20 protein-coding genes are annotated in these 13,996 nt (G+C 58.0%); 10 read left to right on the forward strand and 10 right to left on the reverse strand.

Going from position 1 to position 13,996, the window contains the following annotated elements:
• Window positions 1–547, forward strand: a 547-nt coding sequence (locus AC1DRJ_RS10280) for a ZIP family metal transporter (RefSeq protein ID WP_477802043.1), incomplete at its 5' end; no start/stop codon positions are given.
• A gap of 154 nt (window positions 548–701) precedes the next feature.
• On the opposite strand, the gene AC1DRJ_RS10285 is transcribed toward AC1DRJ_RS10280, so the two are convergent.
• The 10 genes from AC1DRJ_RS10285 to AC1DRJ_RS10330 form a co-directional block, all read right to left on the reverse strand.
• Window positions 702–977 carry an HPr family phosphocarrier protein gene (locus AC1DRJ_RS10285; RefSeq protein ID WP_477802044.1) on the reverse strand — a complete coding sequence of 92 codons (276 nt, stop codon included), beginning with the start codon at window positions 975–977 and terminating at the stop codon, window positions 702–704.
• 15 nt (window positions 978–992) lie between these two features.
• Complete coding sequence (gene rapZ / locus AC1DRJ_RS10290; RefSeq protein WP_477802045.1) at window positions 993–1,850, reverse strand: RNase adapter RapZ; 858 nt, start codon at window positions 1,848–1,850, stop codon at window positions 993–995.
• Window positions 1,851–1,852: 2 nt separating this feature from the next.
• Window positions 1,853–2,317 (reverse strand): PTS IIA-like nitrogen regulatory protein PtsN, encoded by a 465-nt coding sequence (gene ptsN / locus AC1DRJ_RS10295; RefSeq protein ID WP_223516504.1) that lies wholly within the window; start codon window positions 2,315–2,317, stop codon window positions 1,853–1,855.
• A 12-nt stretch (window positions 2,318–2,329) separates the two neighbouring features.
• Window positions 2,330–2,638, reverse strand: a complete 309-nt coding sequence (gene hpf / locus AC1DRJ_RS10300; protein WP_007942757.1) for a ribosome hibernation-promoting factor, HPF/YfiA family — start codon at window positions 2,636–2,638, stop codon at window positions 2,330–2,332.
• Window positions 2,639–2,712: 74 nt separating this feature from the next.
• Complete coding sequence (locus AC1DRJ_RS10305) at window positions 2,713–4,206, reverse strand: RNA polymerase factor sigma-54 (RefSeq protein ID WP_477802046.1); 1,494 nt, start codon at window positions 4,204–4,206, stop codon at window positions 2,713–2,715.
• 183 nt (window positions 4,207–4,389) lie between these two features.
• Window positions 4,390–5,115, reverse strand: coding sequence for an LPS export ABC transporter ATP-binding protein (gene lptB, locus AC1DRJ_RS10310; protein WP_007942755.1), 726 nt, complete (start codon window positions 5,113–5,115; stop codon window positions 4,390–4,392).
• Window positions 5,116–5,664 carry a lipopolysaccharide transport periplasmic protein LptA gene (gene lptA, locus AC1DRJ_RS10315; protein ID WP_477802047.1) on the reverse strand — a complete coding sequence of 183 codons (549 nt, stop codon included), beginning with the start codon at window positions 5,662–5,664 and terminating at the stop codon, window positions 5,116–5,118.
• Complete coding sequence (lptC, locus tag AC1DRJ_RS10320; protein WP_477802048.1) at window positions 5,651–6,223, reverse strand: LPS export ABC transporter periplasmic protein LptC; 573 nt, start codon at window positions 6,221–6,223, stop codon at window positions 5,651–5,653. Before lptC ends, lptA begins: the two co-directional genes overlap by 14 nt.
• Before the next feature lie 7 nt (window positions 6,224–6,230).
• A complete protein-coding gene (locus tag AC1DRJ_RS10325) occupies window positions 6,231–6,755 on the reverse strand; it encodes a KdsC family phosphatase (protein WP_477802049.1) in 525 nt (174 codons plus the stop codon).
• A complete protein-coding gene (locus AC1DRJ_RS10330) occupies window positions 6,755–7,729 on the reverse strand; it encodes a KpsF/GutQ family sugar-phosphate isomerase (RefSeq protein ID WP_477802050.1) in 975 nt (324 codons plus the stop codon). The genes AC1DRJ_RS10325 and AC1DRJ_RS10330 overlap by 1 nt, the downstream gene beginning before the upstream one ends.
• 277 nt (window positions 7,730–8,006) lie before the next feature.
• On the opposite strand from AC1DRJ_RS10330, the gene AC1DRJ_RS10335 reads away from it, so the two are divergent.
• The 9 genes from AC1DRJ_RS10335 to AC1DRJ_RS10375 form a co-directional block, all read left to right on the forward strand.
• Window positions 8,007–8,816 carry an ATP-binding cassette domain-containing protein gene (locus AC1DRJ_RS10335; protein ID WP_477802051.1) on the forward strand — a complete coding sequence of 270 codons (810 nt, stop codon included), beginning with the start codon at window positions 8,007–8,009 and terminating at the stop codon, window positions 8,814–8,816.
• Window positions 8,816–9,613, forward strand: coding sequence for a lipid asymmetry maintenance ABC transporter permease subunit MlaE (mlaE, locus tag AC1DRJ_RS10340; RefSeq protein WP_477802052.1), 798 nt, complete (start codon window positions 8,816–8,818; stop codon window positions 9,611–9,613). Before AC1DRJ_RS10335 ends, mlaE begins: the two co-directional genes overlap by 1 nt.
• Window positions 9,613–10,080, forward strand: coding sequence for an outer membrane lipid asymmetry maintenance protein MlaD (mlaD, locus tag AC1DRJ_RS10345; RefSeq protein ID WP_223516510.1), 468 nt, complete (start codon window positions 9,613–9,615; stop codon window positions 10,078–10,080). Before mlaE ends, mlaD begins: the two co-directional genes overlap by 1 nt.
• Window positions 10,081–10,091: 11 nt before the next feature.
• A complete protein-coding gene (locus AC1DRJ_RS10350; protein ID WP_477802053.1) occupies window positions 10,092–10,733 on the forward strand; it encodes an MlaC/ttg2D family ABC transporter substrate-binding protein in 642 nt (213 codons plus the stop codon).
• Entirely contained in the window at window positions 10,730–11,035 is a 306-nt protein-coding gene (locus AC1DRJ_RS10355; protein WP_477802054.1) for an STAS domain-containing protein, read from the forward strand. The genes AC1DRJ_RS10350 and AC1DRJ_RS10355 overlap by 4 nt, the downstream gene beginning before the upstream one ends.
• Window positions 11,036–11,148: 113 nt before the next feature.
• Window positions 11,149–11,388, forward strand: coding sequence for a BolA family protein (locus AC1DRJ_RS10360; RefSeq protein ID WP_007912386.1), 240 nt, complete (start codon window positions 11,149–11,151; stop codon window positions 11,386–11,388).
• 22 nt (window positions 11,389–11,410) lie between these two features.
• Window positions 11,411–12,676 (forward strand): UDP-N-acetylglucosamine 1-carboxyvinyltransferase, encoded by a 1,266-nt coding sequence (murA, locus tag AC1DRJ_RS10365; protein WP_477802055.1) that lies wholly within the window; start codon window positions 11,411–11,413, stop codon window positions 12,674–12,676.
• A 127-nt stretch (window positions 12,677–12,803) separates the two neighbouring features.
• The gene (gene hisG / locus AC1DRJ_RS10370; protein ID WP_007942738.1) at window positions 12,804–13,439 is read left to right on the forward strand and encodes an ATP phosphoribosyltransferase; all 636 of its coding nucleotides are present in this window, start codon (window positions 12,804–12,806) and stop codon (window positions 13,437–13,439) included.
• Window positions 13,440–13,563: 124 nt separating this feature from the next.
• A partial coding sequence (locus AC1DRJ_RS10375) for a histidinol dehydrogenase (RefSeq protein ID WP_477802056.1) occupies window positions 13,564–13,996 on the forward strand: 433 nt, incomplete at its 3' end.

The following is a 13,996-nucleotide window of genomic DNA, read 5'->3' on the forward strand; positions in this document are numbered from 1 at the left end:
GATCAGCTTCGGCATCATGCTGGGTGCATTCGGGTTGTTTCTGGTGGATCGGAGGGTGGCTGACGCGTCGCCGGAACTGCTCATCGGATCGCTGGAGCGGCCAGTGATTCCACCACGGATCTGGTTGTTTGTCTTTGCCATCATCGCGCACAACATTCCTGAAGGCATGGCAGTCGGCGTTTCTGCCGGGGGTGGCATGCCCGATGCTGACAGTCTGGCGATGGGCATCGCTTTGCAGGATGTCCCGGAAGGGCTGGTGATTGCGTTGGTGTTGGCTGGGGCGGGCATGTCGAGGGTCAAGGCATTCCTGATCGGTGCGGCATCAGGGTTGGTCGAGCCGGTATTTGCGCTGTTGTGCGCGTGGCTGGTGAGCCTTGCCGAGCTGTTGTTGCCTTTAGGCCTGGCGCTGGCGGCGGGGGCAATGCTGCTAGTGGTCACCCATGAAGTGATTCCCGAATCACGACGCAATGGTCACGACAAGCTCGCCAGTCTTGGCTTGCTGATCGGGTTTTGTCTGATGATGGTGATGGATACGGCGTTGGTCTAGAGGACGGACGCGGACTTTGTAGCAGCTGGCGAAGCCTGCGTCCGGCTGCGTCGCAGTCGTAAAACCGGATTACACGGTTTTCCTGAAAGACCGCTGTGCCTGATTTTACGTCTGCTGCGCAGCCGGACGCAGGCTKCGCCAGCTGCTACAGGGGTTACTCGCCTTYGCCGAAGTAATCGTTGATCAAATTCACCAATGCCTGCAGCGCCTCATCAGCCTGATCACCTTCAGTGCTCAGGTGGATTTTGGTGCCCTTGCCCGCAGCGAGCATCATCATTGCCATGATGCTTTTACCGTCGACCGTGGATTCCGGCGTGCGTCCTACCCTAATCGTGCAATCCTTGAATTCACCGGCAACGCCAACAAATTTTGCAGAAGCACGGGCATGCAGGCCCAGCTTGTTGATGATTTCGATTTCCTGAGCAGGCATCGCGATGTGAATCCTTTAGCTGAGGTCGCGGTGGCGGACCTGGACGTTCTTCAGGGATTGTTGCAGAACCTGACCCAGACRTTCGGTCAGGTAGACGGAGCGGTGATGTCCTCCGGTGCAGCCAATGGCGATGGTGACATAAGCGCGGTTGCTCGCGGCAAAGCGCGGCAACCACTTGAGCAAATACGAGGAAATGTCCTGGAACATCTCTTCGACGTCCGGTTGGGCTGCCAGGTACTCGGCCACCGGTTGATCGAGCCCGGACTGCGCACGCAGTTCCGGCTTCCAGTAGGGGTTGGGCAGGCAGCGCACGTCGAACACCAGGTCCGCGTCCACCGGCATGCCACGTTTGAACCCGAAAGACTCGACCAGGAACGCAGTACTCGCTTCCGGCTGGTTCAGCAGGCGCAGCTTGATGGTGTCGCGTAGCTGATACAGGTTCAGGTTGGTGGTATTGATTTTGAGATCTGCCAGATCGGCGATGGGTCCCAGCAGATTGCTTTCGTCCTCGATTGCCTCGGCCAACGATCGGTTGGCGCTGCTCAGCGGGTGACGACGGCGGGTTTCGGAAAAGCGTTTGAGCAAGGTTTCTTCGTCGGCGTCCAGGTACAGCACATCGCATTTGATATGCCGACTACGGACTTCCTCGAGCAATTCGGGAAACCGCGAAAGGTGACTCGGCAGGTTACGCGCATCGATGGATACGGCGACCAGCGGTTGTGAGAGTTCGGTATGAATCAGCGCTCGTTCCGCCAGTTCCGGCAGCAGGCCGGCGGGCAGGTTGTCGATGCAGTAGTAGCCGTTGTCCTCGAGAACATTGAGGACGGTGCTTTTACCTGAGCCGGAGCGGCCGCTGACGATGATCAAGCGCATGATTACTGACCGTTTTGCTCGTCCAGGACAACCTGATACAAGGCTTCGTTGCTCGGGGCGCTGCGAAGACGATCACGGACTTCCTTGCGATCGAGCATGCTGGCGATCTGGCGGAGCAGTTCCAGGTGCGCATCGGTAGCCGCTTGCGGGACCAGCAGTACGAACAGCAGGTCAACCGGAGCGCCGTCGATGGCGTCGAAATCAATGGGGGCGTCAAGGTGCATCAAGGCGCTGATGGGGGACTCGCAGCCCTTCAGGCGACAGTGGGGGATGGCGATGCCGTTGCCAAAACCGGTCGACCCGAGTTTTTCACGGGCAATCAAAGCCTCGAAGACATCTTGCATCTCCAGATCCGGCACTTCCCGGGCGATCAGGTTGGCAATTTGCTCGAGGGCTTTCTTTTTACTGCCGCCCGGCACGTTCACGAGGGAACGGCCGGGGGTCAGGATATTTTCAAGTCGGATCATGGGTTGGGAGTGTTAACGACCGGTCGCACCCTGGAGGAGGCTCTGGGTCTTTTCCTTATGCTTTTTGAGTTGTTTATCCAGCTTGTCGGTCAGTGAGTCGATCGCTGCGTACATATCGGTATGTTCCGCGTTGGCGACCACTTCATTGCCGGGAATATGCAGGGTGGCTTCGATTTTCTGCTTCAGCTTCTCGACCGTCATCGTGACCTGCACGTTGGTGATCTTGTCGAAATGCCGCTCTAATCGTTCGAGTTTTTCGCCGATATAGGCGCGCAGGGGTTCGGTCACTTCCAGTTGGTGTCCACTGATGTTGACTTGCATACAGCTTCTCCTTCGTTGCCAGTGCATAAAGCGGTAGATCAAATGATCTACCACTGGAACGCTGTGGCGTGGCTCTACATCAACCGCTTGCGTTCGCTCGAAGGCGCGATCCCGAGGGACTCGCGGTACTTGGCGACGGTGCGGCGAGCCACCTGAATGCCTTGTGCCTCCAGTAAACCAGCGATCTTGCTGTCACTCAACGGCTTTTTCTGATTTTCCGCAGCAACCAGTTTTTTGATGATCGCGCGGATCGCTGTGGACGAGCATTCACCGCCTTCGGAGGTGCTGACGTGGCTGGAAAAAAAGTATTTCAGTTCATAGATTCCCCGAGGGGTATGCATGAACTTTTGCGTGGTCACCCGTGAGATTGTCGATTCGTGCATGCCCACTGCTTCGGCTATGTCATGCAGGACCAGTGGTTTCATGGCTTCATCGCCGTACTCCAGGAAGCCGCGCTGATGCTCGACGATCTGGGTGGCGACTTTCATCAGTGTTTCGTTACGGCTTTGCAGGCTCTTGATGAACCAGYGGGCCTCTTGCAACTGATTGCGCATGAAGGTGTTGTCGGCGCTGGTGTCGGCGCGACGGACAAACCCTGCGTATTGAGCGTTGACCCGCAGCCGTGGCACTGATTCCTGATTCAGTTCCACCAGCCAGCGCTCGTTGTCCTTGCGTACGATAACGTCGGGAACGACGTACTCGGCTTCGCTGGATTCGATCTGCGAGCCGGGGCGCGGGTTGAGGCTCTGGACCAGTTCGATGACCTGGCGCAGTTCATCTTCCTTGAGCTTCATGCGGCGCATCAGCTGGCTGTAGTCGCGGCTGCCGAGCAGGTCGATGTAGTCGCTGACCAGGCGCTTGGCTTCGGCGAGCCAAGGCGTCTTGGCTGGCAATTGGCGCAATTGCAGCAGCAGGCATTCACCCAGGTTACGAGCGCCGATACCGGCCGGCTCGAATTGCTGGATGCGGTGGAGGACGGCTTCGATTTCGTCCAGTTCGATGTCCAGTTCCGGATCGAAGGCTTCGAGGATTTCCTCGAGGGTTTCGTCCAGGTAGCCCTGATTGTTGACGCAGTCGATCAGGGTCACGGCGATCAGGCGATCGGTGTCGGACATCGGTGCCAGGTTCAATTGCCACAACAGGTGGCTTTGCAGGCTCTCGCCGGCCGATGTGCGAGTGGTGAAGTCCCATTCGTCGTCATCGTTGCTCGGCAGGCTGCTGGCGCTGGTCTGGTAAACGTCTTCCCATGCGGTATCGACCGGCAGGTCATTGGGAATGCGCTCGTTCCAGTCACCTTCCTCGAGGTTGTCCACCGTGGGAGCGGTCTCCTGGTAGGAGGGCTCTTGAATATCGGCGTTGGGTGGCTGCTCGGCTTTGTCGGCCAAGGGGTCGGCGTTGTCGAAGTCGTCGCCTTCTTCCTGGCGTTCGAGCATCGGATTGGACTCCAATGCCTCCTGGATTTCCTGTTGCAGGTCCAGGGTCGACAATTGGAGCAGGCGGATGGCCTGTTGCAGCTGCGGTGTCATCGTCAGCTGCTGGCCCATTCTCAAGACTAGCGATGGTTTCATGGCAGGGGCTTAAACCTTATTCGCCGGCGCACATGCGCCATCCACTACAGGGCGCCGGGGCGCCAAACATAAGCAAATTATATGCCCGAAATTGCAGTGTTTGCCTAGAGCGCTGTAACAATAAAAAAGTGTTGATTTTTTATCGCGGCAAGCGCTCGAGCGGACAGCCAGACACCTCAACGCTTACAGGCGGAACTCATGGCCCAGATAGACTTCTTTCACCAGATCGTTGGCCAGGATAGTGGCGGCATCGCCTTCGGCAATCAGCTGACCATCGTTGACGATGTAGGCGGTTTCGCAGATATCCAGGGTTTCACGAACGTTGTGGTCAGTGATCAGCACGCCAATGCCCTTGGCCTTGAGGTGGTAGATGATCTGTTTGATGTCGCCGACCGAAATCGGGTCCACGCCGGCGAAGGGTTCGTCCAGCAAGATGAATTTCGGGTTGGTAGCCAGTGCCCGGGCGATTTCTACACGGCGGCGTTCGCCGCCCGACAGGCTCATGCCGAGGTTGTCGCGGATGTGGCTGATGTGGAATTCCTGCAGCAGGCTTTCCAGCTCTTTGCGACGCCCGGCCTTGTCAAGTTCCTTGCGGGTCTCGAGGATCGCCATGATGTTGTCGGCGACCGAGAGTTTGCGGAAGATCGACGCTTCTTGCGGCAGATAGCCGATACCGGCCTTTGCACGACCGTGCATTGGCTGGTGACTGACGTCCAGATCGTCGATCAGCACACGACCCTGATCGGCCTGCACCAGGCCGACAATCATGTAGAAGCAAGTGGTCTTGCCGGCGCCGTTAGGACCCAGCAGGCCGACGATTTGACCGCTGTCGATCGACAGGCTGACGTCACGCACGACCTGGCGGCTCTTGTAGCTCTTGGCCAGATGCTGAGCTTTCAGAGTTGCCATTTAAGGGGCCTTTTGCTCGTCGGTTTTCTTCTTCGGCTGAATCACCATGTCGATACGCGGACGCGATTCGGTCACCTTGCTACCGGTAGCGCGACCGGCACTGGCGAGTTTTTTCTCGGTGTCGTAGACGATTTTCTCGCCTTGGGTGATGTTGTTGTCCTTGTCGACTACTTTTGCCTTGTCGATCAATATGACGCGATTTTGTGGGGCGAGGTACTGGATGGTCACCCCCCAACCCTGGACAGGCTTGGTGTCGCCGGCAGTCTGCAGTTGCTCGAAGTAGGCCAGATTGCCTACCGAGGTCACCACGTCGATTTCACCAGACTGGGTGCGGGTCATGGTCACTTTATTGCCGGTAACCTTCATCGAACCCTGGGTGATGATCACGTCGCCCGTATAGGTAGCAACGCCGTTCTTGTCGTCCAGTTGGGCGTCGTCGGCTTGTATGCGGATAGGCTGCTCTTGATCGTTTGGCAGAGCCCAGGCGCTCACGCTTCCCAGTGCTGCGCCCAGACTGAGCAAAATAGGGAGGGTTTTAACGAGCCTCATACTGTCCTCTTACGTTAGATAGCAGGTGTATCCTGCTTTCTTTCAAGTACGCTTTCATTCCGATGCCTGTCGATACACCGCCAGCGCCGTCGATACTAACGGGTTGATCGGTCTGCGCATATTGCTGCTGCGGGAACACAGTCATACGGGTGGTGGTAATCAGGGTCCTGCGGTTTTTTTCGTCGAAACGGGTAATGCGTACCTTATCGATGAGCTCGACCTGAGTGCCATCCGGGTTGACTTCCCCGTGCTCGCTCTGGACGTGCCAGGGAAACTGCGTACCGCGAAACATGTTCAGGTCGGGATTGGTCAGCAACGTTACTTCGGACGCTTTCAGGTGTTCGACCTTGTCGGACGTCATTTCGTACTGCAGTTTGCCGTCCGGCAGGTATTGCACGCTGTGGGCGTTGATCGCGTAATAGTCGATCGCGCTTTCATCGACCTTGACCACAGGTTTGTCGAGGAAGCGTTCCGGGCTGATATTCCAGTAGCCGACCGCAGCGAACAGCGCGGCGATGCAACTGAATAGCAGGACGTTGCGAAACTTTTTGCTCAGCATAGTGGGCTCACAGGTACTCAGCGTTGGCTGCGTCGAGGCGGCCCTGGGCGCGCAGGATCAACTCGCAGAATTCGCGAGCGGCACCCTCGCCACCCCGGGCAACGGTAATGCCATGAGCGTTTTCACGCACGAAGCTGGCGGCGTTGGCTACTGCCATGCCCAGGCCGACGCGGCGAATCACCGGCAGGTCCGGCAGGTCGTCACCGAGGTAGGCCACTTGTTCATAGCTTAGGTTGAGTTGAGCCAGAAGCCCGTCCAGCACCACCAATTTGTCTTCGCGCCCCTGAAAAAGGTGGGGGATGCCGAGGTTTTTCGCTCGCCGTTCGACCACCGGGGTTTTGCGGCCGCTGATGATAGCGGTCTGCACGCCCGCTGCCATCAGCATCTTGATGCCTTGGCCGTCGAGCGTATTGAATGTCTTGAATTCACTGCCGTCTTCGAGAAAGTACAGGCGTCCGTCGGTCAGCACGCCATCGACGTCGAACACCGCGAGTTTGATCTGTTTGCCGCGTTGCAGCAGGTCCGTGTTCATTACATTACTCCTGCACGCAGCAAATCGTGCATGTTCAAGGCGCCGACCGGACGGTCTTCGCTGTCGACCACGACCAGGGCGTTGATTTTGTGGTCTTCCATAATTTTGAGGGCCTCGGCAGCGAGCATTTCGGCGCGGGCGGTCTTGCCATGAACAGTCATGACCTGTTCGACGGTGGCGCTGTGGATGTCGATGCTGCGATCGAGTGTGCGACGCAAATCACCATCGGTGAAGATCCCTGCCAGTTTGCCGTCAGCCTCCACAATGACAGTCATGCCCAAGCCCTTGCGGGTCATTTCCATCAATGCATCTTTAAGCAGGGTGCCGCGCTGAACCTGTGGCAACTCTTGTCCGGCGTGCATGACATTTTCGACTTTCAACAGCAGACGTCGGCCAAGCGCACCACCGGGGTGGGAAAAGGCGAAGTCTTCAGCGGTAAAGCCACGAGCTTCCAGCAGCGCGACGGCCAGGGCATCGCCCATCACCAGGGCGGCCGTGGTAGAGGAGGTGGGTGCCAGGTTTAGCGGGCAGGCCTCGTGTTCGACGTGAACGTTGAGGTTGACCTCGGCGGCCTTGGCCAGCGGGGAGCCCGGGTTGCCGGTCATGCTGATCAATTKAATGCCCAGGCGCTTGATCAGTGGCAGCAGGGTGACGATTTCATTGGTGGAACCAGAGTTCGACAGGGCCAGGATGATGTCATCGCGCGTAATCATGCCCATGTCGCCGTGGCTGGCTTCGGCCGGGTGGACGAAAAAAGCCGTGGTGCCGGTGCTGGCCAAGGTCGCGGCGATCTTGTTGCCGATGTGTCCTGATTTACCCATGCCGACCACCACCACGCGGCCTTTGCTGGCCAGAATCATCTCGCATGCGCGTACGAAATCTGCATCGATGTGGGGCAGCAAGCCTTCTACGGCTTCCAGTTCGAGGCGGATTGTGCGTTGTGCTGATTGAATCAGGTCGCTGGATTGGCTCATGTCAGAAATCGGATAGCCTGATGAAAAGGCGGCGATTATAGCGGTAATGATCAAAACCCTCACGCAAGTTCGTTACGCTTTGTTATGCCCGATGACGGACTCCCCTCTAAACAAGGCTTTTTACCGGTGATATTACTGAATATGGCCTGGCTTTGGCATTGGGCGCAGGGCCTTTGCAGTGATATAGTTCGCGGCCAGTTCGGCCTGCCAAGGGAGGTATGTGCTTTCGTCAGAAAGTCAGGCGTCCGAGTGAGAGGCTGCATCGCAAGGAGTTTAGATGAGTGCCGATAACGCCTACGCGGTCGAGCTGAAGGGACTGTCCTTCAAGCGCGGTACGCGCAGCATTTTCAATAACGTCGATATCCGTATCCCGCGCGGCAAGGTCACCGGCATCATGGGGCCTTCCGGCTGTGGCAAAACCACGCTGTTGCGGTTGATGGGCGCACAATTGCGTCCAACAAAAGGCGAAGTCTGGGTCAACGGCCAGAACCTGCCGAAGTTGTCGCGCAGTGATCTGTTCGATGCGCGCAAGCACATGGGCGTGCTGTTCCAGAGCGGCGCCCTGTTTACCGACCTCGATGTGTTCGAGAACGTCGCCTTTCCGCTGCGCGTTCATACCGAGCTGCCGGAAGAAATGATCCGTGACATCGTCCTGCTTAAATTGCAGGCCGTGGGCTTGCGTGGCGCCATCGACCTGATGCCTGACGAATTGTCCGGTGGCATGAAGCGTCGTGTAGCGCTGGCCCGGGCGATTGCCCTCGATCCGCAGATCCTCATGTACGACGAACCCTTTGTCGGCCAGGACCCCATCGCCATGGGAGTGCTGGTGCGCCTGATCCGCCTGCTCAACGATGCGCTGGGTATCACCAGTATCGTGGTTTCCCACGATCTGGCGGAAACCGCGAGCATCGCCGACTACATCTATGTCGTGGGTGAAGGCCAGGTATTGGGGCAGGGGACTCCCGAGGAATTGATGAACTCTGAGGAGCCGCGGATCCGTCAATTCATGACCGGCGAGCCCGACKGTCCGGTCGCATACCACTTTCCAGCGACGGATTACCGCGCAGATCTTCTGGGGAAGCGTTGATGCGCAAGATTTCATTATTAGGACGCGTGCGACGGTTTGGTCACGCCGGCATCGATGTGCTGGCGGTGTTTGGTCGTTCGACGATATTCCTGTTTCATGCCTTGCTCGGTCGCGGTGCCATCGGCGGCGGTTTTGGCTTGCTGATCAAGCAACTGCATTCAGTGGGCGTGATGTCCCTGGTGATCATTGTGGTCTCCGGGGTGTTCATCGGGATGGTGCTGGCGCTGCAAGGCTTCAGCATTCTGTCGAGCTACGGCTCGGAGCAGGCGGTCGGGCAGATGGTTGCGCTCACGCTCCTGCGTGAACTGGGGCCTGTGGTGACGGCGTTGTTGTTCGCCGGGCGTGCCGGTTCGGCGCTGACTGCCGAAATCGGCAACATGAAATCCACCGAACAGTTGTCCAGTCTGGAAATGATTGGTGTCGACCCGCTCAAATACATTGTTGCCCCGCGCCTGTGGGCCGGCTTCATTTCCCTGCCGGTGCTGGCGATGATCTTCAGCGTGGTGGGTATCTGGGGCGGTTCGTGGGTGGCAGTCGACTGGCTGGGTGTGTATGAAGGGTCCTACTGGTCGAACATGCAAAACAGCGTGACGTTCACTGATGATGTGCTCAATGGCATCATCAAAAGCATCGTCTTCGCGTTCGTCGTGACCTGGATCGCCGTATTCCAAGGCTATGACTGTGAGCCCACTTCCGAGGGGATCAGTCGTGCCACTACCAAGACCGTGGTGTATGCCTCTTTGGCTGTACTCGGCCTGGACTTTATTCTGACCGCTTTGATGTTTGGAGATTTCTGATGCAAAACCGCACCCTGGAAATCGGTGTCGGCCTTTTCTTGCTGGCTGGCATTCTGGCTTTGTTGCTGCTGGCGTTGCGGGTGAGTGGTCTGTCCCCAAGCCCGAGCACCGATACCTATAAACTTTATGCGTACTTTGACAATATTGCCGGTTTGACGGTCAGAGCCAAAGTGACCATGGCCGGTGTGACCATCGGTAAGGTCACAGCAATCGATCTGGACCGCGACAGCTTCACCGGTCGGGTGACCATGCAACTGGAAAAGCGCGTAGATAACCTGCCGACTGATTCCACTGCATCTATCCTGACCGCTGGCCTGTTGGGCGAGAAGTACATCGGTATCAGCGTGGGCGGCGAAGAAGCCTTGCTCAAGGATGGTGGAACCATTCATGACACCCAGTCGTCGCTGGTGCTCGAAGACCTGATCGGTAAATTTTTGCTCAATACCGTTAGCAAAGAAGCCAAATGAGGAGCTTTTGAATGATCTCTACCTTGCGACGTGGCCTGTTGATAGTACTCGCGGCACTGCCGTTGATGGCTAACGCCGTAGCGGCGCCTTCCGCGCACGAACTGGTACTGGACACCACCAACCGGATGCTGGCCGATCTGTCGGCCAACAAAGAGAAGTACAAGCAAGACCCGAAGGACTTTTATACGGCGTTGAACACGATCGTCGGACCTGTGGTGGATGCCGAGGGCATTTCCAAGAGCATCATGACGGTCAAGTACTCAAAGAAAGCCACGCCGGCACAGATGAAAACCTTCGAAGAGAACTTCAAGAAGGGCCTGTTCCAGTTTTATGGCAATGCTTTGCTTGAGTACGACAACCAGGGCATCACTGTTGATCCAGCCAAAGACGAATCGGGCGACCGCACCAGCGTCGGCATGACAGTCAAAGGCCGCAGCGGCACGATCTATCCCGTGACTTACACGCTCGAGAAGATCAATGGCGAGTGGAAGCTGCGCAATGTGATCATCAACRGCATCAACATCGGCAAGCTGTTCCGTGATCAGTTCGCTGATGCGATGCAGCGCAATGGCAACGACCTGGACAAGACCATCAACGGTTGGGCCGGGGAAGTGGCCAAAGCCAAGGCATCAACCGAGACTCAGGCCCAATGAGTGTGTCGGCCATTCGCATGAGCGAATCCGGCGAGCTGCTGTTGAGTGGCATGCTGGACTATCGCACCGGCCCGGATCTGCGTAAGCAGGGGCAGGCGTTGATCAAGTCCAGCACGGTTACCGAACTGGTGGTTGATTGTTCGGCAGTGTTGAAGTCCAGCAGTGTCGGCTTGTCGCTGCTGCTGTGCTTCATGCGTGACGCAGAAGCGGCCGGCAAGGCGCTGAGCATTCGCGGGATGCCCGAAGACATGCGTGAAATCGCTCAGGTCAGCGAATTGACCGAGCTGTTGGCGCACCCCTGACCGCATCTATAAAGAAGCCCCCCGTCAGAGTCCTGCTTAGCGGGGTTCGCAGGCGCGGGGCTTTTTTGTATGATGTCCGACCCGTGCGCACAGGGCGCCGATTGAGGTTGAGCATGCAGGCCGTAGAAGTGAAGAGCTTCCTTGAAGGAAAGCTGCCCGGAACGTTGGTAGAAGTTGAGGGCGAAGGCTGCAACTTTCAGCTGAACGTGATTAGCGATGAACTGGCGGCGTTGAGCCCGGTGAAGCGTCAGCAGCAGATCTATGCCCATTTGAACCCATGGATCACCGATGGCAGCATCCATGCGGTCACTATGAAATTTTTCAGCAGCGCGGCCTGGGCCGAGCGCACCTGAGCCCAAGGGCGTCGAGATTCTTATGGATAAATTGATTATTACCGGCGGCGTTCGTCTTGATGGCGAAATCCGCATTTCCGGGGCAAAGAACTCTGCCCTGCCGATCCTGGCTGCAACCCTGCTGTGTGATGGCCCTGTCACCGTGGCCAACCTGCCACACCTGCACGACATCACCACGATGATCGAGCTGTTCGGTCGCATGGGCATTGAGCCAGTGATCGACGAGAAACTCAGCGTCGAAATCGACCCGCGCACCATCAAGACCCTGATCGCACCGTACGAGCTGGTTAAAACCATGCGTGCGTCGATCCTGGTACTCGGTCCGATGGTTGCCCGTTTCGGCGAAGCCGAAGTCGCACTGCCTGGCGGTTGCGCCATCGGTTCGCGCCCGGTCGACCTGCACATCCGCGGCCTTGAAGCCATGGGTGCGGTCATCGACGTCGAAGGCGGCTACATCAAGGCCAAGGCACCTGAAGGCGGCCTGCGCGGCGCGCACTTCTTCTTCGATACCGTCAGTGTGACCGGTACTGAAAACATCATGATGGCGGCTGCTCTGGCCAAAGGCCGCAGCGTTCTTGCAAACGCCGCTCGCGAACCTGAAGTCATCGACCTGGCGAACTTCCTGATCGCCATGGGTGCCAAGATTACTGGCGCCGGCACTGACACCATCACCATTGATGGCGTTGAGCGTCTGCACCCGACCACGTACAAGGTGATGCCTGACCGTATCGAAACCGGTACCTACCTGGTGGCGGCGGCCGTGACCGGCGGTCGTGTGAAGGTCAAGGATACCGATCCGACCATCCTCGAAGCCGTTCTGGAAAAACTCCGTGAGTCGGGTGCCGAAATCACCTGCGGCGAAGACTGGATCGAGCTGAACATGCACGGCAAACGGCCTAAAGCCGTCAACGTGCGGACCGCTCCATACCCGGCGTTCCCGACCGACATGCAAGCGCAGTTCATCTCCCTCAACGCCATTGCCGAAGGCACCGGTGCCGTGATCGAGACGATCTTCGAAAACCGCTTCATGCACGTTTACGAACTGCACCGCATGGGCGCCAAGATCCAGGTCGAAGGCAACACCGCCATCGTCACCGGCACCGAGACGCTCAAAGGCGCGCCAGTCATGGCCACCGACCTGCGTGCTTCGGCCAGCCTGGTCATCTCGGCGCTGATCGCTGAAGGCGACACCCTGATCGACCGCATCTACCACATCGACCGTGGTTACGAGTGCATCGAAGAAAAACTGCAGATGCTGGGTGCCAAGATCCGCCGCGTGCCGGGCTAGTTTCTGCTGCATGGGCACAGGGATGTGCCGTTGATTTTGTTCAAGTCGAGCCGGTTGCCGGCTCGATGTGTGTTCGGCGCCGTTTGCGACCGGGCATAAGATTCCTGATTAAGGACTGACGCTTCCCATGTTGACCATCGCACTGTCCAAGGGCCGCATTCTTGATGACACCCTGCCGCTTCTGGCTGAAGCGGGCATCGTGCCGACCGAGAATCCGGACAAAAGCCGCAAGCTGATCATTCCCACGACCCAGCCTGACGTACGTCTGCTGATCGTGCGCGCCACCGACGTGCCGACGTATGTCGAGCATGGTGCTGCGGACCTCGGCGTCGCCGGCAAAGATGTGCTGATGGAATATGGCGGCCAGGGCCTGTACGAGCCTTTGGACCTGCGAATTGCCCTCTGCAAGCTGATGACCGCCGGCCGTGTCGGTGATGTCGAGCCTAAGGGCCGCCTGCGGGTGGCGACCAAGTTCGTCAACGTCGCCAAGCGTTACTACGCCGAGCAGGGTCGCCAGGTCGACATCATCAAGCTTTACGGCTCGATGGAACTGGCACCGCTGATCGGTCTGGCGGACAAGATCATCGACGTGGTCGACACCGGCAACACCCTGCGCGCCAATGGCCTGGAACCCCAGGATTTCATTGCCGACATCAGCTCCCGGCTTATCGTCAACAAAGCTTCGATGAAAATGCAGCACGCCCGAATCCAAGCGTTGATCGACACCCTGCGCAAGGCAGTGGAGTCTCGACACCGCGGCTGATCTACCTGCGCGACATCAAGTCGCGCCGTCTATCCGCCTCATAGCCAGAATTCTCAGGTGCCCAAGCGGATCGAATGTTAGCTTCGGGCGCCTGAGTTTTTGCCATTCCTATGAGGCTCTCGCTATGACCGCACCGACTGCAATTCGCCGACTCAACGCTGCTGACCCGGATTTCGCACATCATCTGGATCATCTGCTGAGCTGGGAAAGTGTGTCTGACGACTCGGTCAATCAGCGGGTGCTGGACATCATCAAAGCCGTGCGCGAGCGTGGCGATGCGGCGCTGGTGGAATTCACCCAGAAATTCGATGGCCTCGAAGTCGCCTCGATGGCCGATCTGATCCTGCCGCGCGAACGTCTGGAACTGGCGCTGACCCGGATCACCGTACCGCAGCGCGAAGCCCTGGAAAAAGCCGCGGCCCGCGTGCGCAGCTATCACGAAAAACAGAAACAGGATTCCTGGACCTACACCGAAGCCGACGGCACGGTGCTGGGTCAGAAGGTCACGCCGCTGGACCGCGCCGGTCTATATGTACCGGGCGGCAAGGCATCGTACC

The sequence above is a fragment of the Pseudomonas sp. P5_B2 genome (assembly GCF_056400445.1).